The organism is Cytobacillus sp. FSL W7-1323 (assembly GCF_038595015.1).
GTDB lineage: Bacteria > Bacillota > Bacilli > Bacillales > Cytobacillaceae > Cytobacillus > Cytobacillus kochii.
Window position 1 is genome coordinate 4,455,725 of the sequence record NZ_CP151998.1, and the last position, 21,015, is coordinate 4,476,739.

The 21,015-nt window shown below is 36.7% G+C and carries 21 protein-coding genes; 6 read left to right on the forward strand and 15 right to left on the reverse strand.

Annotation, left to right across the window (positions count from 1 at the left end):
- Positions 1 to 61: 61 nt before the first annotated feature.
- The 4 genes from MKX67_RS22565 to MKX67_RS22580 all read right to left on the reverse strand — a co-directional run bounded on the left by MKX67_RS22565 (position 62) and on the right by MKX67_RS22580 (position 3,301).
- Positions 62 to 778 carry a sulfite exporter TauE/SafE family protein gene (locus MKX67_RS22565; protein WP_307316362.1) on the reverse strand — a complete coding sequence of 239 codons (717 nt, stop codon included), beginning with the start codon at positions 776 to 778 and terminating at the stop codon, positions 62 to 64.
- Positions 779 to 1,069: 291 nt separating this feature from the next.
- The gene (locus MKX67_RS22570) at positions 1,070 to 1,627 is read right to left on the reverse strand and encodes a class I SAM-dependent methyltransferase (RefSeq protein ID WP_342488781.1); all 558 of its coding nucleotides are present in this window, start codon (positions 1,625 to 1,627) and stop codon (positions 1,070 to 1,072) included.
- Between the two features lie 129 nt (positions 1,628 to 1,756).
- A complete protein-coding gene (locus tag MKX67_RS22575; RefSeq protein ID WP_224936897.1) occupies positions 1,757 to 2,389 on the reverse strand; it encodes a LysE family translocator in 633 nt (210 codons plus the stop codon).
- Between the two features lie 87 nt (positions 2,390 to 2,476).
- A complete protein-coding gene (locus MKX67_RS22580) occupies positions 2,477 to 3,301 on the reverse strand; it encodes a methyltransferase domain-containing protein (RefSeq protein ID WP_342488782.1) in 825 nt (274 codons plus the stop codon).
- 137 nt (positions 3,302 to 3,438) lie between these two features.
- On the opposite strand from MKX67_RS22580, the gene MKX67_RS22585 reads away from it, so the two are divergent.
- The 3 genes from MKX67_RS22585 to MKX67_RS22595 all read left to right on the forward strand — a co-directional run bounded on the left by MKX67_RS22585 (position 3,439) and on the right by MKX67_RS22595 (position 6,210).
- The gene (locus MKX67_RS22585; RefSeq protein WP_095371429.1) at positions 3,439 to 4,128 is read left to right on the forward strand and encodes a response regulator transcription factor; all 690 of its coding nucleotides are present in this window, start codon (positions 3,439 to 3,441) and stop codon (positions 4,126 to 4,128) included.
- Positions 4,121 to 5,230 (forward strand): HAMP domain-containing sensor histidine kinase, encoded by a 1,110-nt coding sequence (locus MKX67_RS22590; RefSeq protein WP_342488783.1) that lies wholly within the window; start codon positions 4,121 to 4,123, stop codon positions 5,228 to 5,230. The genes MKX67_RS22585 and MKX67_RS22590 overlap by 8 nt, the downstream gene beginning before the upstream one ends.
- A gap of 95 nt (positions 5,231 to 5,325) precedes the next feature.
- A complete protein-coding gene (locus tag MKX67_RS22595) occupies positions 5,326 to 6,210 on the forward strand; it encodes a M15 family metallopeptidase (protein ID WP_095371428.1) in 885 nt (294 codons plus the stop codon).
- 119 nt (positions 6,211 to 6,329) lie between these two features.
- Here MKX67_RS22595 and MKX67_RS22600 read toward each other — a convergent pair whose 3' ends face one another.
- From MKX67_RS22600 to MKX67_RS22630, 7 genes are all read right to left on the reverse strand, one after another.
- On the reverse strand, positions 6,330 to 7,010 hold the full coding sequence (locus tag MKX67_RS22600) for a DUF3885 domain-containing protein (RefSeq protein WP_095371427.1): 681 nt from the start codon (positions 7,008 to 7,010) through the stop codon (positions 6,330 to 6,332).
- A gap of 12 nt (positions 7,011 to 7,022) precedes the next feature.
- Complete coding sequence (locus MKX67_RS22605) at positions 7,023 to 7,811, reverse strand: putative hydro-lyase (protein WP_095371426.1); 789 nt, start codon at positions 7,809 to 7,811, stop codon at positions 7,023 to 7,025.
- A gap of 23 nt (positions 7,812 to 7,834) precedes the next feature.
- Positions 7,835 to 9,025, reverse strand: coding sequence for an NRAMP family divalent metal transporter (locus MKX67_RS22610; protein WP_095371425.1), 1,191 nt, complete (start codon positions 9,023 to 9,025; stop codon positions 7,835 to 7,837).
- Positions 9,025 to 9,789: a 5-oxoprolinase subunit PxpA gene (locus MKX67_RS22615; protein WP_095371424.1), complete on the reverse strand. Its 765-nt coding sequence runs from the start codon at positions 9,787 to 9,789 to the stop codon at positions 9,025 to 9,027. Before MKX67_RS22615 ends, MKX67_RS22610 begins: the two co-directional genes overlap by 1 nt.
- Before the next feature lie 10 nt (positions 9,790 to 9,799).
- Positions 9,800 to 10,789: a biotin-dependent carboxyltransferase family protein gene (locus MKX67_RS22620; RefSeq protein ID WP_095371423.1), complete on the reverse strand. Its 990-nt coding sequence runs from the start codon at positions 10,787 to 10,789 to the stop codon at positions 9,800 to 9,802.
- Positions 10,786 to 11,499: a 5-oxoprolinase subunit PxpB gene (gene pxpB, locus MKX67_RS22625; RefSeq protein WP_095371422.1), complete on the reverse strand. Its 714-nt coding sequence runs from the start codon at positions 11,497 to 11,499 to the stop codon at positions 10,786 to 10,788. Before pxpB ends, MKX67_RS22620 begins: the two co-directional genes overlap by 4 nt.
- A 188-nt stretch (positions 11,500 to 11,687) precedes the next feature.
- On the reverse strand, positions 11,688 to 12,233 hold the full coding sequence (locus MKX67_RS22630) for a TetR/AcrR family transcriptional regulator (RefSeq protein ID WP_095371421.1): 546 nt from the start codon (positions 12,231 to 12,233) through the stop codon (positions 11,688 to 11,690).
- A gap of 227 nt (positions 12,234 to 12,460) precedes the next feature.
- On the opposite strand from MKX67_RS22630, the gene MKX67_RS22635 reads away from it, so the two are divergent.
- Positions 12,461 to 13,369 (forward strand): LysR family transcriptional regulator, encoded by a 909-nt coding sequence (locus MKX67_RS22635; RefSeq protein ID WP_095371420.1) that lies wholly within the window; start codon positions 12,461 to 12,463, stop codon positions 13,367 to 13,369.
- A gap of 130 nt (positions 13,370 to 13,499) precedes the next feature.
- Here MKX67_RS22635 and MKX67_RS22640 read toward each other — a convergent pair whose 3' ends face one another.
- Both MKX67_RS22640 and MKX67_RS22645 read right to left on the reverse strand, forming a co-directional pair.
- Positions 13,500 to 14,846: a GntP family permease gene (locus MKX67_RS22640; protein WP_095371419.1), complete on the reverse strand. Its 1,347-nt coding sequence runs from the start codon at positions 14,844 to 14,846 to the stop codon at positions 13,500 to 13,502.
- Between the two features lie 23 nt (positions 14,847 to 14,869).
- The gene (locus tag MKX67_RS22645; protein ID WP_095371418.1) at positions 14,870 to 16,006 is read right to left on the reverse strand and encodes a glycerate kinase; all 1,137 of its coding nucleotides are present in this window, start codon (positions 16,004 to 16,006) and stop codon (positions 14,870 to 14,872) included.
- A 185-nt stretch (positions 16,007 to 16,191) separates the two neighbouring features.
- Here MKX67_RS22645 and MKX67_RS22650 point away from each other — a divergent pair, with 185 nt between their 5' ends.
- Positions 16,192 to 17,280 (forward strand): sugar diacid recognition domain-containing protein, encoded by a 1,089-nt coding sequence (locus MKX67_RS22650; protein ID WP_095371417.1) that lies wholly within the window; start codon positions 16,192 to 16,194, stop codon positions 17,278 to 17,280.
- A 159-nt stretch (positions 17,281 to 17,439) separates the two neighbouring features.
- On the opposite strand, the gene MKX67_RS22655 is transcribed toward MKX67_RS22650, so the two are convergent.
- A complete protein-coding gene (locus MKX67_RS22655; protein ID WP_095371416.1) occupies positions 17,440 to 18,264 on the reverse strand; it encodes a methyl-accepting chemotaxis protein in 825 nt (274 codons plus the stop codon).
- Between the two features lie 162 nt (positions 18,265 to 18,426).
- On the opposite strand from MKX67_RS22655, the gene MKX67_RS22660 reads away from it, so the two are divergent.
- Positions 18,427 to 19,209 carry an STAS domain-containing protein gene (locus MKX67_RS22660; protein ID WP_095371415.1) on the forward strand — a complete coding sequence of 261 codons (783 nt, stop codon included), beginning with the start codon at positions 18,427 to 18,429 and terminating at the stop codon, positions 19,207 to 19,209.
- Positions 19,210 to 19,302: 93 nt separating this feature from the next.
- Here the strand turns inward: MKX67_RS22660 and MKX67_RS22665 are convergent, their stop codons facing one another.
- Positions 19,303 to 20,673, reverse strand: coding sequence for a sodium:alanine symporter family protein (locus tag MKX67_RS22665; RefSeq protein WP_095371414.1), 1,371 nt, complete (start codon positions 20,671 to 20,673; stop codon positions 19,303 to 19,305).
- Between the last annotated feature and the right edge of the window lie 342 nt (positions 20,674 to 21,015).

The window sequence follows — 21,015 nt, forward strand, 5'->3', positions numbered from 1 at the left end:
GTGAGACGTGCGAAATCAAACCCCTCACCAGCCTTTTTTCCTTCCTCATTCCCATGCAGAATTAGAGAATTAATTGGTTAATACATAAGTATAATCCAGTAAATAAAAGGATGAAGTAGGAAATAATTGAGAAAAACTTTTGGCTCATGACTTTAAATAGTAATTGTCCTAAAAATATACCAATTAGTGCCACAGGAGCTCCAACCAAACTAGCGAGCCAAACTGTTTGTGTAGTACCGGCGACAACCATTTGGATAGCCAGACTGATTACATAGATATATAAATAAAAGGCAATTGTCGTTCCTCTGAGAATTTCCATATTCGTTTTGGTGCCCGAGAAATACAATAATAACGGCGGACCAGGCATACCAATACTTGTCGTTAATGTTCCAGATAGCCCACCAGCGCCATAATCTCTATTTCTCGTTTGCTTCATCTTTAATTGAGCAATCATCAACACAGTCAAAACCAAGATTAGAATACCTATCCCTAGTTTTAGCCAGTTAAGCGGTAACCAAAGAAAAATGACCATCCCTATAGGTAAACCAAAAATACTGCCGATGATGAGTCGTTTTAACACTTTTTGATCAACATCGACCTTGACTTTCCCTATCATGACAATCGAAATAAACAAAGATAAGATTAAGTTGATTTGAATGGCCTCCATCGGCTCAAAAAACAGCAGTAAAAATGGCGTCGCTAGAATAGAAAAGCCATATCCCGTACTCGCCTGTAATATAGAAGCAACTAAAATAAGAAGTATATATAAAATGAGCAATTGAGCAAACCACCTTCACTATTACAGAAACTTTCTCCCCTGTCTCTATTTTACCATTTCAGCTAACAAAAACCCTCATAAGATGGACCGTTTGTTTCACGTGGAACGAGAAATTAGTGTGGGGACTTATCAAATTAAGATAAGAAAGTGACTCTTAGTTATAGGGGTGCAGGATTCGTTCAAAAAGCTTTGTTGGATACGAATATATCTATTTTCACATTGCAATCATTTTTATTTTATTACGACTCTTTATAAAGGATGTTAATTTACTGTTGCTTTAAATTAAAGCATTCATTTCTTTACTGCCCTAATGATATAAACTGGCTCACTTCCTAATTTCCGCGGAGAAACGGTCATTTTCATATCGCTAAAACCGGCATTTTCCATTGCCTTCATCATATCCCCAGATGATACTCTCGGTCCTCTGGCATCTGAGGTTTTTTCAATATCAATGCATAAGAATGTACCTCGAGCTTTTAAGGTACGCTTGATTTCTTCTAGTACAGCGGATAATGGTTTTACTTCATGTAGCGAGATTGAAGCGATCGCAATATCTACTTGTTCATCTGCTAATGGTATGTCTTTAAAATTAGCTATTACGGGCTGAATATTTGTGATCCCTCTCTTCTCTGCTGTTAGCTGCAAATAGTTTAAAATGTCCTCATCCAAATCAAGTGCATAAACCAAATCTACCCTTTCTGCTATAGGTAGTGCTACGTATCCTGCACCAGCTCCTATATCTAATACGACGTCACTATGATTGAGGGGGAGGTATTGAAATAATTCCTCAGCTGAAAAACGATCAATATTTTCAAGATTACTAATCTTTCTTTTTACTTTTTCATTCATAAGTAATAACCCCTTTTTAATTATGGATATAAACACTCTTTAATAACTATAATTTATTTAATCTTCTTTGTAAATGGGTAATATTGTAATGGATGAAAGAAAGGAGCAGAGTTTGTTCTGCTCCTTTCTTTATGAGGATGCCTTTGTTTGGAGAAGCTTAATACCTAAACCGACAAAGATCATGCCAGTTACCTTATTAATAATAAATTCTGCTTTAGGATTATTTCTAAGTTTTTTCGTTGTTGTAGAGGCAAAAAGCGCGACTATCGAACACCAAATGGTTCCTGTTACAACATAGGTCATACCAAGGATGATAAAAGGAAGTGGGCCATATCCATTGTCTACAGATATAAATTGGGGTAGAAATGAAATATAGAAAAGCGCCACTTTTGGATTGGTTAGATTGGTTAGTAAACCTTGAGCAAACACTTTCCTTGCAGTTAAAGGTTTCGTCTTTTTAACTTCAAATTGTGAGGATTTTTGAATGACCATACGTACGCCAAGATAAATTAAATACGCCGCACCAATCATCTTTACAATAGTAAATAAAATGACTGACGTTGTAAGAATAAGAGATAATCCGATAGCAGCTAAAAATGTATGCACCATTGCTCCTGTAGATATACCAAGAACAGAGTATAACCCTGCCTTCTTACCTTGTGAGACACTCCGTGAGACAATATACATCGTATCTGTACCAGGAGTAATATTCATAATAATCGCGGCGGCTAAAAACACCGTAAAACTTGTGATGCCAAACATCTAATTCGCCCCCTCAACCAATACAAGTATTAAAATTACTTCTATTGTACTCCTCTCGCAAGAAAAGAAATAGAATATTTTTAAAAATTATTTCTGAACAAGGATAGCCATTGTCTCGCTTCTATCAGTGTAAGGTTCTCCAGCCACATTACTATACTCATTAATCACTTTAAATCCAGCATCCCGGAGCTCTCTTATCAACCGCTCCTTAGTAAAGTATTGATACCAAATGTGATACACATCAGCGGATTCTTCAGTCAGTACCAAAGTTTGTTCAAGAGAAATTTCATCATCATATTTTTTGTTATGAGAGATTTCCAAATAAGGATGGGCAGACCAAAACCCCCCATGATTATTCATTGACCATTGTTTTCCCTCTACAAAAGAATGATACTTATTAACGGTAAATACATCTAAAAATAGGCGTCCAGATTCAGTTAAGCAGCGATAAATATTCCTTAACAGCTGCTTGCGATTATTTGGTGATAATGCACCATAATCACAATAGATAAGCGTCGCAAAATCAAACGTATTTACGTCATCCATGTTAAGATAATCCTCAAAGCGGTACTGTATCGGTAAATGCCTTTCACTAGCCTGGGATTTGGCGTAATCAATAGAGTTCTCGGAGAAATCAATCCCGGTAACCGCATAGCCTCTCATTGCCAGCTGTTCACAATAAAGACCTGGACCACAACCGAGATCAACTACTCTGTCTCCACTGTTCATAAGCTGTGAAATAAATCTTACCGAAGCATCTATAAATTTCGGTTCTCTACTCGCTCCTTCATGGTTTGGATTAAGATGTGCTTTTAAAAGCTGTTTTGCAATATACTCATCTTGCCAAAACATTTTTTCAGATGGTTGAAAAGCTTCTGGCTGTTCAATTTTGCTTAAAATCTCCTTATACATAAAAAGTCCTCCTGATCGAAAGTTATTGCATATTATAACAGAATTCAAGGAAGGTAACGATCATTCTCTTGCTGGATGAATACATGGTTAACGGCTATACTATAAGAGATTCTTACTGAAAATTAGAGGTGTACAACGTGAAGCACGTAAATATTTTGATTGCCGATGATGAGGCGGAAATTGCTGACCTTGTTGGGCTCCATTTGGAAAAAGAAGGCTTTCATATTTTCAAAGTAAATGATGGAGAAGAAGCATTAAAAATTGTACAATCACAGCCAATTGATTTGGCTGTCTTAGATATTATGATGCCCCGTTTAGACGGACATGAAGTCACTAGAATGATTCGCAAACAAAACTATCTTTTTCCGATTATCTTTTTGAGCGCTAAAACATCTGATTTTGACCGTATCACCGGGCTTGTCATTGGAGCTGATGATTATATGACCAAACCGTTTAATCCTATGGAATTAGTGGCACGCGTCAAATCACAATTACGACGGACAATGCTGTATAATCAATCAGCTTCAAAAGAGAATATTTTAGAGTTTCGAGGACTTACGATTGATCCTGATCAACATAAAGTAACAAAATATGATACGGTCCTCTCTCTCACCCCGAAGGAATTTGATATTCTCCTCTTACTCGCTAACCATCCGAATAAGGTTTTTAGTGCAGAGCATATTTTTCAAACTGTGTGGGGAGATGCTTATTATGACAACCAAAATACAGTGATGGTTCATATTCGCACATTAAGAAAGAAACTTGGGGAAGACAAGAACGAGTTTATTAAAACCGTCTGGGGAGTAGGTTATGCCTTTCATGGTTAATTATAAAATTAATTTTCAAACGAAACTATTACTACTCGTCTTCGTTAGCATGATATTAGCTGGCGTAATCACATATTCACTTTTTGCATATATGCAATATTATTATCATCAGTTTGTGTTAATCGATGATCCTTTAGCTCGAATCAGATGGGCATTAGGAAAAAAGGGTCTATTTATTATTTTTGCGATTCTATATATTCTATTTACACTCGTCATTTTCAAATTACTTACAAGACGAATTTCATCGTATTTCAGTCATATTTCACATGGTTTAAAGCAATTAGCTAACAGTGATTTTCAATATGAAACAAAAATTTCTACTAATGATGAATTTAGCCAGATAGCGATAGATTTAAATACAGCTAGTCTCAAGCTAAAAGAGGCGATTGAGCGTGGAGATTTTGCTGAGTCAAGCCGTGATCAGTTAATTGTCAATCTCGCCCATGACTTACGAACACCACTCACATCAGTCATCGGCTATTTAGATATTATCAAAAAAGACACTAGCTTAACCGAGGAACAAAAAAAGCATTATACAAACATTGTCTATAAAAAAGCTGGGCGGTTAGAAGAATTAATTGATCATCTTTTTGATATAACGAAATTAAATTATGGTAAGCTCTCTATTATCAAAAGTGAAATTAATTTAAGTGAGTTATTATTACAACTCTGTGAGGAAATGTATCCTGCCCTTAAGAAGAATCATTTAGAGGCAAGATTACATTTACAGCCCTCCTTAATGATTGAAGCAGATGGGAGACAATTAGCACGTGTATTTGAAAATCTCCTAAATAACGCAATACGCTATGGGGCAGATGGACAATTTATCGATATTCACACTTCATTAGACGATGAAGGAGCGATTGTGCAGATTATTAACTACGGTGATGATATCAGAGAAAAGGACCAACCTTATATTTTCGATTCCTTTTACACATCCGACCCTTCTCGTGCCCATCAAGAAGGTGGAACAGGGCTGGGGTTATTTATTGCCAAGAATATTGTTGAACAGCATGGCGGTCGTATTACTGTCAATAGTACAGTCATACAAACAAGCTTTGAGATTAGACTTCCCATTCATCCATCTACTTTGGATAATTAAAGGGATGATTTAAGAAAAACTTTATATTTACCCCTACTTTTTTTTAAGCTTTATTCTTTATCTTTAATTTTATGAATTGAAGGAGGAATAAACGTATGAAGAAGTGGGGATTTTTTTTAGCCATCATTTTATTTTTATTAATAGCCATCAATCAATATCTTACTTCGAATAAAGCCAATTTATTAAAGGATGATATTGAATACGCCAATGAGGAGAACGAAAACAATGATTTCAAGCCCATACCTTCTAATCGAAATTTATCTGTAGAAGAAGATATGATAAACGATGGTCAGCTATTACTTGTTAATGAAGAACATCCATTGAAGAAAAATACAATACTAGACGATGTAGTCAACGTATTTGACTATGATGAATTAGAGAAAGAGTTTGGTCTTATCGATGATGATATACAATTGTCGATAGATTTATTAAATCGATTTAATGATATGATCCATGAAGCTAACAAAGAAGGAGATTTTCAATTTTTACTAACAAGTGGCTATAGAAGCTGGGACGCACAACAAACGCTGTATCAGGAAAAAGGGGCGGATTACGCTCTACCTGCTGGTTATAGTGAACATAATTTTGGACTTGCCCTTGATGTCGGTTCTCAAGCAACAACTATGTATAGAGCAAAGGAAGCCCAATGGTTAGAAGAGAAAGCTTGGATGTATGGCTTTATTTTACGATACCCTGAAAACAAAAGTGATATTACTGGCATTTCATATGAACCATGGCATATTCGCTATGTTGGTTTACCACATAGTGCAGTAATGCATAAGAAAAATCTTGTATTAGAGGAATATTTAAAACTGCTAGAAACAGAAAAGACAATTGACTTTACATTAGGTGATGTAACTTATCATGTTCGATATTACCCGGTCCATGATAGCAAAACTATTACCTTACCGGATGACGATTACTATCAAATTTCTGGTGATAATAAAGAAGGTGTGATAGTCACTACTTACTCTCTTTAAAAAAATAACAGAGCTTTGACCATACTAATACATGAGAAACAAGAAAATTACCCGAGTGGTGTGCACAATTCAGCATGCACACCACTCGAGTATAATTAAGCAGGACTTCATAACCGTTGTTATAATACATCTTTCTCCATACCCAATCTTTGAACCACATCTGCTCGATCGACTTCATCAATCCAGTTACCATACTTTTCATATAGCTGCCTCAGTATCTGAACATTGCGGGCAATTACTTCACAACCACGATCATCGTATATGAAAAAGATGACATCTCTCGTTAAATTAATAAAGAAAACATCTGGATAATTGACATGATAACCACCAAAACGTGGTTTTAAAGGAAAGTCTTCATGAGCAGCTGCTTTTATAAGTGATTCTATTTGTATGTCTCGGCACTGACATAATAAAGAGAATTGTTGTAATTGGTATGCGTCTGCATCCTCCGCTTCAAAAGGGTAAGGCATGGTTTCCACCTGAAGTTGATACAACTTTTTACGTTGCTTCAAATGAGATTGGTAAACCTTTAATTTTCTCGTTCTCTTTTCTTTTTCAACCATTTTATACATATTAGTCACTAGCATCACTTCATCCTCGCTAGCAAATAACTCATTAAAAAGAGTTGTTGCCTGTTCATAAACAAGCTCAAATCTATCCATATTTAACTGACCTTGTTCGTTAAATTGGTAGATTTCTTCAGCGAACGTGAAAGGAATACCGATATTCCATTGCTGATAAATACTTGGCATTAGTTTTAATCCTGGAAAATGAGACTGCAAATAGTTTGGTAACTCCATAGAAGCCCTTTCTTACATGATTGCATATTGTTCATTTAACACATCTGTAATAAACATATGACCAGGTGCATGCGTAATCATAATCTCTGGTTTTGCCCGCATCGCCACTGCTTGTGGGGTTACGCCACATGCCCAAAATACAGGAACTTCTCCATCTTTAATGGTAACCGCATCTCCGAACTCAGGCTTGTTAATATCTTTAATCCCTATTTTTTCAGGATTTCCTAAATGTACCGGGGCACCGTGGACTGAAGGAAAGCGACTCGTTACTTGAATAGCCCTTATCGCATCCGCTTCTTTCATTGGTCTCATACTTACCACCATCGGGCCTTCAAACATACCAGATTTTACACATTCAATATTAGTTTCATACATAGGCACATTGCAGTTTTCTTCAATATGTCTGATTGGAATATGATTATTTAAAAGCGCTTCTTCAAAAGTAAAGCTACATCCAATTAGGAAGCCAACCATATCTGTACGCCAATAACCGGTTGCATCCTGCACCTCATCCACAAGTTCTCCATGCTTATATATACGGTACTTAGGAATATCTGTCATAATATTGCCGTTTGGTGCGGCTAACTTTGGTATAACTGATCCGACCTCTGTTACATCTATAATCGGACAAGGCTTTTGGTTTCTTTGACAAAATAATAAAAAGTCAAAGGCAAGTTCTTTTGGTAATACAGCTAAATTCGCTTGGATAAAGCCATTAGCAATGCCAGCAGTAGGCTGCTTCCAATGACCGTCCCTAATCTGCTTACGTGCTTCTTCAGGACTTACTGTTGTTAAATTCAAACTTATTCACACCTTTCAAGCTATTATTCAAACAATTGTGGAATCCCATTAATTAAAGAGTAACCGCCCATTAATGCCATAACAATGACAATTAGTAGTCCAAACAAGGTTAACCATAAAGGATGTTTATAATCGCCAACAATCTTCGCCTTATGTGCAGCAATTAACATCACACCTAGAGCGATAGGCAAAATTAGTCCATTTAATGAACCAACTAATACGAGAATTTTCACTGGTTGTCCAATAATAACAAATACAAGGGTAGATATTGCGATAAAACCTACTGTAAACCATTTCGCATTTTTATCAATGAAATGGGTGAATGTCCGAATAAATGAAACGGATGTATAGGCCGCACCAACGACAGATGTAACCGCTGCTGCCCACATAATCACACCAAATATTTTATAGCCAACATTACCGGCAGCATGCTGAAACACGGATGCTGCTGGATTATCAGGGTTTAAAGTTAACCCTTGAGAAACAATCCCTAAAGCAGCTAAGAAAAGGAAAATTCTCATTAATGAAGCAATTCCAATGGCACTCACTGCACTTCTTGTTACTTGTGGTAAAGCTTCTTTCCCTTTAATACCAGCATCTAATAAACGATGCCCACCGGCAAAGGTAATGTAACCACCGACTGTTCCTCCTACTAGTGTAACAATAGCTAAAATATCAATCGTTTCAGGTACAAATGTACGTGTCACAGCTTCACCAACTGGAGGAGAGGCAGTAAACATGACATAAACCATCAATCCAATCATGACAAACCCTAGCACTTGTGTGAAACGGTCCATTAGCTTTCCTGCTTCTCTGACAACAAAAATACCAATAGCAACTAATCCACTTAATAAAGCGCCTAATTCTGGAGAAACACCAAATAATACATTCGTTCCAAGTCCAGCTCCAGCAATATTACCGATATTAAAAGCCAGTCCCCCCATCACTATGAGTAAGGCCAAGAAATAACCTAATCCAGGTAAAACCTGATTAGCGATATCTTGGGCTTTCTTTTCTGAGACGGCTAAAATTCGCCAAATATTTAATTGTGCTCCGATATCTATGATAATTGATACTAAAATAACAAACCCAAAGCTTGCTGCTAGTTTTTCTGTAAAAACAGTTGTTTGTGTTAAAAAGCCCGGCCCTATTGCTGAAGTAGCCATTAGGAAGGCTGCACCTAAAATAATACTTCTAGTTGATTGTGTTTTCATTAAGCTTCTCCTATTCGTCTCACTTGTATATTTTCTTTTTGTAGAGTCGCATGAATGAGTTTAGCAAATGCCAATGCATGTTTGCCGTCACCATGAATACAAACAGTATCTGCTAAGATGTCAACATCCTTTCCACTTACAGACGCTACTTTCCCTTCCTTTACCATACGAACGACCTGTGCGACCGCTACCTCTTGCTCGGTAATTAATGCATTTGATTCTCTCCTTGAAGTCAAGGAACCGTCATCTTGATACGTACGGTCAGAGAATACTTCACTTGCCGTTTTTAAACCTATCTTCGCACCCGCTTTTACTAGCTCGCTACCAGCTAAGCCAAACAAAATTAATTCTGGATCGACTTTGTACACCGCTTCTGCAATAGCTTCAGACAACTGAGCGTCTTTTGCTGCCATATTGAAAAGGGCTCCGTGTGGTTTAACATGTTGCAACTTTCCTCCCTCAGAATGAACAAAAGCGGACAATGCGCCAATTTGGTAGACAACAATATCATACGCTTCTTGAGGGGAGATATTCATTTCTCTTCTACCAAAGCCAACTAAGTCTTGTGTTCCTGGATGAGCACCAATCCCCACTTTTTTCTCTAATGCCAGTTTCACTGTCTTACGCATCGTTGTTGCATCACCTGCATGAAAGCCACAAGCAATATTTGCACTGGTCACATAATTTAATATTTCTTCATCATTACCAATTGAATAGTTTCCAAAACTCTCACCTAAATCACAGTTTAAATCAATCTTTATCATCGTTATCCCCCTATTGATATTTTATTTGGATACTCCTTTTATACTCATAGAGCCTTTGCTCCTTTTGAATAAAGAGCTTTTGAGCTTCTGTAAAAGATATTTTTTCAAAATATACCTCTTCTCCAGGCTTTGTTTGGGCCAATACATGTAAATCGATGGATGCCACCTGCCCAATCTTCGGGTATCCCCCAGTCGTTTGCCTATCAGCCATTAAGATGATTGGTTGCCCATCGGGAGGTACTTGAATGGTCCCCATAGCAACAGCCTCTGAGATCATTTCTTTCTCTTCTGATAATGCGAGTGCACTACCATTCAGGCGATATCCCATTCGATCCGATTGTGAAGCTACCTTATAAGGGTTATTGAATAATGCTATTTTGCTTTCTTTATTAAAAAGAGAAAATTGCTTCCCTTCAATGACTCTAATTCTTTGATTAGAGGGTCTTCTCATCTGAATCGGTATATGCCATTTTGCTTCAACAAATGGCTTGTCAGATTGTTTTAATGAAGCGATCATTTTTTTCGATAAGCTACTCTTCTCTTTTACAGTTAATCGATCGCCTTTTTGAAGCGCGCGCCCATTATGTCCACCAATATGTGCACGTAAATAAGTAGCATAACTATCCATGACCAACTCGACATCAAAACCACCAGCAATGGCTAAATAAGTACGACAGCCCTCTTTATACGAGGCGAATGTTAGCTCACTTCCGGCATTTACCCAAATAGGTTTCCACAGACTTACTTGCTGTCCATTAATTTGCGGACCGATATCTCCACCACAAAGACTAATCAAACAATCTTCGTGAAAAACAATTCGTGGGCCGATTAATGTCATTTCTAATGTAGGTTGTTCTTCGGAGTTCCCGACAAGCATATTCGCAATCTTATGAGCATCTTGATCCATGACACCACTGGCGATTACACCATATTTCTGGTATCCTGTTCGGCCAAGATCTTGTAGGGTCGATAATAAACCTGGTTTCTTAATCTCTATCATGACTGTTCAGCCTCCAATTGCTTATACTCATCAAAGCTAATTGGCTTAAATTGAATGCGATCGCCAGCCCTTAACAAAGTTGGCATTTCTTCCTGTGGTGTAAATAATTCGATTGGCGTCCTTCCAATCAATTGCCAACCTCCAGGTGTTTCAATAGGATATACACCTGTTTGCATCCCTGCAATCCCAACAGTCCGAGCTGGAATTTGTAGCCTTGGTGATTTCCTCCTAGGTGCAGCAATCTTATCAGACATCCCTCCAATGAATGGAAACCCCGGGGCAAAACCAATCATATGGACCAAATAATCACCAGCTGAGTGAATTTCGATTACTTCATCTGGTGTTAGGTGATTTAACCGGGCAACCTCATGTAAATCGGGACCAAATTCTCCACCATAACAGACAGGAATGTCAATTTTCCTGGAAGATAGGCGATTTTGTGTATCCACAGATTTTAATAATTCATTCAGTTCTGCGCATACAAATTCATAAGGTAGTTGTTCTTTATCGCATAATTGACTAACCTTCCAAATGTCATAAAATACCGCAATATTCGTGTAAGCTGGAATGCATTCCTTCATCCACGGTAAGCGTTGATCCTCGAGAAAATTCGAGAACATTTGAATTTTTTGTTGGGTTTCAGATGAAATCTGATCCCCTAATTCTATAAGAAGAGCTTGGTCTCCCAACGGACAAAAATGCCATTTCAATTTACACCCCTCCTTATCTAAGCTGTTCAGTTTATTTGTAAAAAATTCAATTATACTAATAATCTATCTATACAGATTATTTTATTTAAATAATACAATAAAGTATTAAAAATAAAAAGCAACCCTAACGATATTTACTATCTTTCAATAATAAAGATTGTTAGAGTTGCTTTATTGATGAATGCTTATTAGTTTTTTGTATTTAATTGATAATGATTCATCAAGTTCGTGATTTGATTACAAAAATGAGTAGCATTTTTCTCGCAATCCTCTTTTACCCAGTTTAGTATAATTTTGGTGAACCCGCCAATTTGAAATTGAATTAAGTATTCTGCAATATCAACGTCAGTGAAAACTTCCGCTAGCCCCTCTTCGATCATTTCAATGAATTCTTCCATAACTAAGTATTCCAAATCATGTGCAAATAGCTTTCTCAATACTGGTTTTTGTAGTTCTGTGATCATAAACATCATATGGATCATTTGCGCTATAGTTAGATTATCTTGTTTCTTCCTCATATTGAATAAATCTCTATACAATTGACGTAAATAGATGCGTATAATATCTTCTTTTGTGCCAAAGTTTCTATAAAAAGTTATTCGTGCAATCCCTGCTTGTTTCGTAATTGCTGATATTTTTATTTCACGAAATTGAAATTGATTCATCAAATCCATTAAAGCACTACACACAATCTCACGTGTTTTGGTTACTTGCTTATTCGTTGCTTCATTCAATTGTCTACTCCTTTTTAAGGATATTATTTACTTTTAACTCTATAAACACAATTGCTCTAATCTAGTTCTAAATTCTCAATTAATTACAACGAAACACATTCTTTTTACCTATAACATATTTATTTTAACACAAAACGCTCTATAAAAACCTGCTCAAAAATATATAGATAGAATCGTCGAATTAACAGTATACTAATTTTGAATCCATAAAAACTAGGTGATAGTAAATGACCTTTGATCAACTAAAACATTTTTCAACTGTGGCAAAAACACAATCATTCACTGTGGCAGCTCATGAACTTTTCCTTTCTATATCGGCATTAAGTCAATCCATCAGTAGTTTAGAGACCGAGCTAGGATTGATGTTGTTTAAACGCTCCCGTTCTGGTGCCCATTTAACTGCTGAAGGCGCTCTATTAATTGAAAAGGCCGAAGAAATCATGAAGATGACGAAAGAGTTTCAAACATTCGCACAAGCGCAAACAGAAAAACTCCAAGGACATCTTCGTATTTCTACAATACCAGGTCCTTCAAACGCTTTACTTGCCGCTGTATTTTCATTTAAGAAAGAACATCCAAATGTCTCCATAGAGCTTCAAGAGTTAGGACCAAAGGAGATAACAGAAAAACTAATCAACGAAGAAATGGACGTGGGTATGCTTGTTGTTGGACCATCTTCTGAAGTAAATGAAGATAAATTCCACTTTGAACCACTGCTAGAAGGCTATATGGTTGCTGGCGTACAAGCTCATTCCACACTTGCTGAAAAGCCTTTTATTTCAAAAAAGGATTTATCAAGATATCCCATTATTTTATATCAAGATGCTTACCTTAATCAGACGATCAAACAGCTTCTTGATAACAATAGCCAAAGAAATCTAGTTGTAAAAACCAATCATACAAATGCAATTACCCAATGGGTATCTAGTGGTAATGCAATAACGATTGGACTTGATTATTCATTTCAGCATATTGACGGGATTACCGGGGTGAAAATACAAGAATTAAAAGAAGAAAGAGTTCACTACGGCTGGGTTCATTTAAAGAAAAAACATATAAACCGACTGACAGATATTTTTCTTGAAACATTAAATCAGGAAATTAATAAGCTTATTGCGCAATCAAACGAGATGTGACATTTATGAAAAGGAACGTCCTCTGCATAAGGAAATGAAAATTGACTAAGAACATCCGTTTAAAGGTGTAAAAATCCGAACGCACACGAACCCTAAAAAAGGCATTCGAGTGACTGTTCGGATTTTCTTCTTATACTAAAATAACCCACAAAATCATTGCTACGATGATAGAAACAAGTCCTTGTAATAATGTCGCCATCGTTTGAGCTTTGTAAGCATCAGTTACCTTCATACCAGTAAATTGTGTAACAACCCAGAAGTAACTATCGTTCACATGACTAACGGTCATTGCACCCGCTCCAATAGCCATTACAACTAATGCTAGCGGTACTGCTCCTTCAATACCGACAACCGGAAGCATTGGGGCAATTAATGAAGATGTTAGTACTAATGCTGTAGTTGATGAACCTTGTGCTGACTTTAATGCTGCGGCAATCAAGAAAGGGATAATCAAGAAAAGCGCACCCGTAAACATATCGGAAATGTCCCAACCTTGAATAATATCCGCAACACCAGAGTTTTTGATTACTGTTCCAAAAACCCCGCCTGCTCCGGTAATTAAAAGTACTGGCGCGGCATCTAATAATCCTTTACCAACCCAATTAGTTAATGTTTCCTCATTAAATTGAGGTAATAATGGTAGAGCAGCGAGAATACCTATGAACAATGCTATAACTGGTGTACCTAAGAAACCAATAAATTGTGCAAACCAACCTTCGTATCCCAGAACGGCAACAATTGAACCTAAACCGATTAATAGAATGGGTAAAATAATTGGGAAGAACGCTTGAAAAGTCGAAGGCATCTTACCAAATGAAGCGACAACCTTATCATAATCGAATTCTTCTGTGTTACGATCCTCTGGAACTTCAATTTTTGTTGCTACTTTAACTGACCAAAGATAACCAATGGCAGCAGCAGGAATGGCCACAATAAAACCAATTAAAATCACTGTTCCTAAATAGGCTTCTGCACCAATATTTCCCGCAGCGGCAATTGGGCCTGGTGTTGGTGGTACAAGTGTATGAGTGGCATATAATCCTGTAGCTAGTGCTACAGACATTGAAGCCATCGTTACTTTAGCTCTCTTAGCTAATGCCTGGCGTAAACTATTAAGAATAATAAAACCAGAATCACAGAACACTGGAATAGAAACGATGAAACCAATAATACTCATGGCAAGCTGTGGTCTCTTTGGACCCACGATACGTAACACAACCTCTGCCATTCGATAAGCCGCACCTGCTTTTTCTAAGATCACTCCAATAATTGTTCCAAACACAATGACAAGACCGATACTTGTCATAACACCGCCAAATCCACTATTAATGCTCTCAACTATTAAATCAAATGGCATTCCTGATGCAAATCCAACGAATAGAGCACCTATTAGTAAAGACATAAATGGATGAATCTTAAACTTTGTTGTCGCTAATACGATAATTAAAACCCCAATAGCAATGATGAAGAATAACATTCTTTTCCCTCCTAAAAATGGATTTATCTTTGAAACGCAATAAATGTTCTCATTACTCGTTCAGCAGCATCCGCTAGCAATTCTGCTGAACGCTCCATCGCCTCGTCTAACTCCATAGGACTTGTCACTAAACTGTGGACACTAGTAATGCCATATTCATATAACTCTTCAATACCTTTACCAATAGAACCCGCTAGAACAAAGACAGGAATATGATTTATTCTCGCTGCCTCTGCCACACCCATAGGTGTCTTACCAGAGGCTGTTTGAAAATCACACTGGCCTTCACCAGTAAATACACAATCGGCATTCACCATTTTTTCCTTTAGTCCAGTGTACTCAATAACAAGATCAATCCCTCTTTTCATATCTGCATTGAAAAAGGCTTGGAAAGCACCACCAATTCCTCCTGCTGCACCTGCACCCGGCCGATCATGTAAGCGAACTTTAGTCGCATGCTCAATCACATCTGCCCAGTTACCCATATAGTGATCTAACGTCTCAACCACTTCAGGACTTGCCCCTTTTTGAGGACCAAAAACATGGGAAGCACCATTAGGACCAATAAACGGATTCTGTACATCAGAAGCGATTAGAAATTGACAATCCTTAATCCGCGAATCAAGAGAGTCTAATTGAACAGACGTAACTTCACCTAGCGCTTCACCACCAAGACCAATTTCATCTCCGGCATCGTTCATTATTTTTAGCCCTAGAGCTTGTAACATACCAGCTCCGCCATCATTGGTAGCGCTTCCACCAACTGCTAAAATAAAATGGCGATAACCATCATCTAACGCTTTCTTAATTAATTCTCCTGTGCCAAAAGTTGTAGCAATCAGTGGATTGCGTTCACTTTTATCTATAAGCTCTAGACCAGAGGCACTCGCCATCTCAATAACACATGTCTTTTCATCGCCGAGTACACCATACTCCGCCGCGACCTTTTTGTGTAATGGACCCATCACACTAACTTTTACCTTTTTCCCCCCCGTTGCGGAAACAAGACTATCCATTGTTCCTTCTCCACCATCCGCTACAGGAACAGAAATAACTTCGCACGAAGGAAGCGCTTTCTTAACACCTTTAGCAATTGCTTCTGCAGCAGAAACACTCGATAAGCTACCCTTATATGAATCAGGTGCAATAACTACTTTCATAAACTCGCCACCTAACATCTATTGTGTTATCCTTATTATAATTATGTGTCATACTATTTGTCATCGTTATGATTGAACAAAAAAACAGATTATTTTGGTTAAATTTTTATCTATTATAAACAGATTGTGATATTATTTTACTGATATATAACAAACGAAATGAAGAGAATAAGGATGGGCCATATATGTTAACTCGTGAAATTGCCGCAGAAATTGTTAAGCAAACCATGGTTAGACTGGATAGAAATATAAACATTATGGATGATAGAGGCAAAATAATTGCATCTGGTAACCCCGATCGAATCAATATGATTCATGAGGGAGCAACAGAAGTTTTACGTACTGGTAGAGCTGTCACCATTAGTGATAAGGATATACAGTGGAAAAACTCATATCCCGGTGTTAACCTACCTATTCATTTTCAAAAAAAAATCATCGGTGTGATTGGCATTACTGGTGACCCAGATGAAATTTTTGAATTTGGTGAGTTAGTAAAAATGATTACAGAGATGATGATTCAACAATCCTTTAGTTTAGATCAGTTAGAGTGGCAACAAAAAGCGAAGGATCATTTATTCGATGATTTATTGCAGGACTCAATTGAAGATTCATCGATTGAACAACGATTTAAACTATTTGAGATTCATCTTTTGCCCCCCTTTCAAGTGTCAGTCATTAAAACAGATATGCCCAAATTGAAAAAAAATGACTTCATCCAATGGGTGGAAAGATTTTTTCCCAAAGAGAATACATTGATTGGTTTCCTAGGAATCAATCAACAATTTATACTTCATACCGGGTTAACAGAGGAGCAAATCATTCATCGGTATCAAAGTTTCATTTCATTTATAGAAGAAAATCAACTTACTGCAAGAATTGGGTTGGGTTCCAATGTGAAGACTGTCAATAACATTCAACATTCCTATCAGCAATCCATTTCGGCTTTAACATTAAGTGCAGAGTCTTCTATTTTTGCTACTTTTAAAGATATTGAAGCACAAGCATTACTGAATGAACTGAGTGAAGCATCTAAAACTTACTATTATACAAGAGTACTGAATGGACTTTCTGAGAAGCTAATTGAGACACTTGAAAGCTTGTTTGCAAATAATTTAAACCTTGGAGAATGTGCGAAAAGTTTATTTATCCATAGAAACTCACTCATTTATCGGCTAAAGAAAATCAAAGAAATAACCGGATATAACCCACAGCATACTCTCGATGCGATTACATTGCAACTTGCGATTTGGCTTAGACAAATGCATAAAGAGTAACTGGTTAAATACCTTCCTCACTTGTTGGTTCTCTGACTCTTGTAAAAATACCATTTGTGATTTCAAGTAAAAAAAGCTCGCCATCTGGTGAGCTTTTCTAATCTATCTACTAATTAATGAAATAAAATACTTTGAAAAACCCAAATCTGGTGGACCATACTAATTAGACAATCGCGCAAACGACTGTAAAGTTTCATCTATATCATCTTTTGTCCGTGAAACAATATCTTTTAGCTCATCAGTTATCTCATACACATTCACGACTTGCTCTGTAATATTCTCAATATTTATATTTACTTCTTTCATCGCATTATCAGCTGAGACAGATAGCTTTTTAACTTCTTTGGCAACAACTGCAAACCCTCTTCCTTTTTCACCAGCATGAGCTGCCTCAATAGCAGCATTAATTGCCAATAAATTCGTCTGAGATGCAATATTTCGAATAAGTTTAGATGTTTCTTCAATTAGCTTCATTTGTTGTTTCAACGTTTCTAAAGCTAATACCTTTTCATTAGAGTTAGATAATACCAGTTCAACCAGATGTGTGGGCGCCATTTTTAATTTTGAGATCATCTCATTTGTATGCTGCTCCCTTTCAGTAATGTCCGTGGCAATTTTTAAAACTCCCTTTACCTCTCCTTTCGTTCCTATAACAGGAATATATGTCGCTTCTAACCACAATAATTGGCCAAACTTACCCACTCTTTTGATTTTCTCTTGAAACTTTCTTCCCCTTCTCAAATTACGCCATAGCTCAAGATAGGTTGAACCATTCACCTCTTCAATAGTACAGAAATTCTGATGATCCATTCCTACCATTTCTCCTGACTGATACCCCAGTACTCTGGCAAAATTATCGTTAACCCATATCACTTCTCTATCCAAATTAAACTCAATCATGGCTAAATTTCTCTCCAGTGATGCTAACACTTCATTATTATCTAACACTTGATGATTTTCCTGAAAACCAATTGTTGTATTCATACATGCTCCCTTTCATACGCTAGTAGTTCTTTTTACCCACATCAAACATAAACGAAACCTACAACAGAATATAGTTTTATTTCATCTACTTAAACAAAAAGGTCTTTCCTTTGTTTTTTGCCAAAAAGGAAGAGATAATAAATAGATGGAAATTTGCCAAAGGTGGGGTTAGCACTGAATAAAATGAATATGGAACTCATATTAAAGACACTTGATTATACACGCGTTGGTATTTTAATTACCGATCCGAGTAAGCATGATAACCCTATTATCTATTCTTCTAAAGGTTTTACTGATATAACAGGTTACACCAAAGAAGAGGTAATCGGTAATAATTGTCGTTTTCTACAAGGCGAGCAAACAAGTAATGAAACCATTGCTCGTATTAGAGAAGCAGTAACAAGAAAAGAATCCATACAATGTGAAGTTCTAAATTATAAGAAGAACGGCGATATTTTCTGGAATCACTTAACAATTGATTCGGTTTATATGGAAGAGGAGGAAGCCCATTTTTTTATCGGTGTTCAACATGATATAACTGAACAGAAAGAGGCCGAGCAAAAGTATTTACAGTCCTTACAGAGAATCGAAGAACTTGAAACACCTATTATTCCACTCACAGATAAGGTATCTGTTCTCCCTTTAGTTGGAGAGATGAATGAAAGTCGTTACCATAAGATGACAACGCAATTATTGCAATCATTAGAGAATACATTTGCTGAAACCCTATTAATCGATGTAAATGGATTAACTACTTATAATGAAGAAATTATGCAAAGATTTATTGAACTAGCAAATGTATTATCATTAATGGGTACTTCTATGATATTGTGTGGAATCAAACCGGCAATGGCACAGAAATCAATTACATTTGCCGATCGACCTACAAGTAAGCTTAGAACCGCTAGTACAATTAGAGCTGCTCTTGATATTGCTTCTAAATAAAGGAAAAATGCAACTCTAATTGATAGCAGTTGCATTTTTTTCAAATGATTATTTTTGTGTCAGGCTAAACTTTCAATGAATAAACACAACAACTTATCCTGCCATTGATTGTTTCTTCTCTTCTTGTTTCTCTTTTTTTCTAATCTCAGTGAATTTCCGGGATTCAGCCACAATGACTGGAGATAGAAGCAAGAGAGCAATTAAGTTTGGTAAGGCCATTAGTGCATTAAAGATATCAGCAATTCCCCAAACCATTTCTAACTCTAAAGCCGAGCCAATGAGTACTGTTATGACAAACAGCACCTTGTATATCACTGCATTTTGATCACCAAATAAATAACCAAAACATTTCTCGCCATAATAAGACCAGCCAATAATAGTCGAATAAGCAAAGAACATAATACCAATAACTACAAGCATATTACCTACACCAGGTAAGAAGAATTCAAATGCTTCTCCCGTTAAACTAGAAGCATTTTCATGCCCGACATAAAGACCACTTAATACAATCGTTAAACCAGTAATCGAACAAACAATAATTGTATCAATAAATGTTCCTGTCATTGAAACTAACGCTTGTCTACCAGGATAATCTGTTTTAGCCGCTGCGGCTGCGATGGGTGCTGAACCAAGCCCCGCTTCATTAGAGAATACCCCACGAGCGATACCATAACGAATGGCCATCCCGACTGCACCACCAGTTGCTGCGGATGGGTTAAAGGCCTCAGAGATAATAAAACCTAATGCTTGAGGTACTTCAGTAATATTCATAAAGATAATAATAAGTCCACCAGCTAAATAAAATAATGCCATGAAAGGAACGAATATACCCGTAACTCGACCAATTCCTTTAATTCCACCTAACAGTACTAATCCTGTTAATACCATTAGAACAACACCCGTAATCCATGGGTTCACCCCGAAATTGGCTTCAAATGAGCCAGCAACAGTATTTGCTTGTGTCATATTACCAATTCCAAATGATGCCAAAAATCCAAAGAGAGCAAATAATACAGCTAACCATTTCCAGCCGAGACCTTTTTCAATATAATACATCGGTCCCCCGGAGATTTCACCTTTACTATTCGTCACGCGGTATTTAACTGCTAAAATGGCTTCACCGTATTTTGTCGCCATTCCAAAAAATGCAGCTAACCACATCCAGAATAAAGCACCGACCCCACCAAGCATCACTGCTGTCGCTACACCGGTAATATTTCCTATCCCAAGTGTGGCTGCCATTGCTGTCATCAAAGATTGAAAGTGGGATATATCCCCTTTATCTTTATTGTTTTTATCACTTTTACTAAAAGTAAGCTTTAAGGCATACGGAAGTTCCCTTATTTGGATAAACCCTAACCTAAAAGTAAGGAAGATCCCCGTTCCCACTATCAATACTAGGGTTACTGGCCCCCATACAAAATTACCTACTACGCTTATTAAGTTCTGTAGCCATTCCATCATTTTCCCTCCTCTTTAATTTTCTGTTATACAACAATAAACAATTAGATTGAATTATTATATTATAATAGATTCTTTACAAAAAATAAATACGAATTAAAGCATTACCACGTTATTTTGTTGAACATTTTCTAAATTTTTATCATAGTAAGAAAATTAACTTAACTTATAAAGTCTAAAAATTCTAAACTATTAGCCTATAATTCTCTTCTTATATAAGAATCACCTCTTTTTTCTTCAAAATAATGATGAATTCTGTCGAACAAATAACCAATACTTTTGTTTTAAGAATATATTACTGTAAAATTAAATCTTTTGAAGCGGGAACAATGCCTTAAGGGAGAG

What these genes read in the sequence shown, in the direction of transcription:
- MKX67_RS22570 (WP_342488781.1), bottom strand. Translation starts at nt 1,627, where the DNA reads ATGAATGAAAAAGTAAAAAGAAAGATTAGTAATCTTGAAAATATTGAT.
- MKX67_RS22580 (WP_342488782.1), bottom strand. Translation starts at nt 3,301, where the DNA reads ATGTATAAGGAGATTTTAAGCAAAATTGAACAGCCAGAAGCTTTTCAA.
- MKX67_RS22645 (WP_095371418.1), bottom strand. Translation starts at nt 16,006, where the DNA reads ATGAAAGTAGTTATTGCACCTGATTCATATAAGGGTAGCTTATCGAGT.
- MKX67_RS22575 (WP_224936897.1), bottom strand. Translation starts at nt 2,389, where the DNA reads ATGTTTGGCATCACAAGTTTTACGGTGTTTTTAGCCGCCGCGATTATT.
- MKX67_RS22665 (WP_095371414.1), bottom strand. Translation starts at nt 20,673, where the DNA reads ATGATGGAATGGCTACAGAACTTAATAAGCGTAGTAGGTAATTTTGTA.
- MKX67_RS22600 (WP_095371427.1), bottom strand. Translation starts at nt 7,010, where the DNA reads ATGGAGTTACCAAACTATTTGCAGTCTCATTTTCCAGGATTAAAACTA.
- MKX67_RS22610 (WP_095371425.1), bottom strand. Translation starts at nt 9,025, where the DNA reads ATGAAAACACAATCAACTAGAAGTATTATTTTAGGTGCAGCCTTCCTA.
- MKX67_RS22640 (WP_095371419.1), bottom strand. Translation starts at nt 14,846, where the DNA reads ATGTTATTCTTCATCATTGCTATTGGGGTTTTAATTATCGTATTAGCG.
- MKX67_RS22620 (WP_095371423.1), bottom strand. Translation starts at nt 10,789, where the DNA reads ATGATAGAGATTAAGAAACCAGGTTTATTATCGACCCTACAAGATCTT.
- MKX67_RS22595 (WP_095371428.1), top strand. Translation starts at nt 5,326, where the DNA reads ATGAAGAAGTGGGGATTTTTTTTAGCCATCATTTTATTTTTATTAATA.
- MKX67_RS22650 (WP_095371417.1), top strand. Translation starts at nt 16,192, where the DNA reads ATGTTAACTCGTGAAATTGCCGCAGAAATTGTTAAGCAAACCATGGTT.
- MKX67_RS22615 (WP_095371424.1), bottom strand. Translation starts at nt 9,789, where the DNA reads ATGATAAAGATTGATTTAAACTGTGATTTAGGTGAGAGTTTTGGAAAC.
- MKX67_RS22635 (WP_095371420.1), top strand. Translation starts at nt 12,461, where the DNA reads ATGACCTTTGATCAACTAAAACATTTTTCAACTGTGGCAAAAACACAA.
- MKX67_RS22590 (WP_342488783.1), top strand. Translation starts at nt 4,121, where the DNA reads ATGGTTAATTATAAAATTAATTTTCAAACGAAACTATTACTACTCGTC.
- MKX67_RS22655 (WP_095371416.1), bottom strand. Translation starts at nt 18,264, where the DNA reads ATGAATACAACAATTGGTTTTCAGGAAAATCATCAAGTGTTAGATAAT.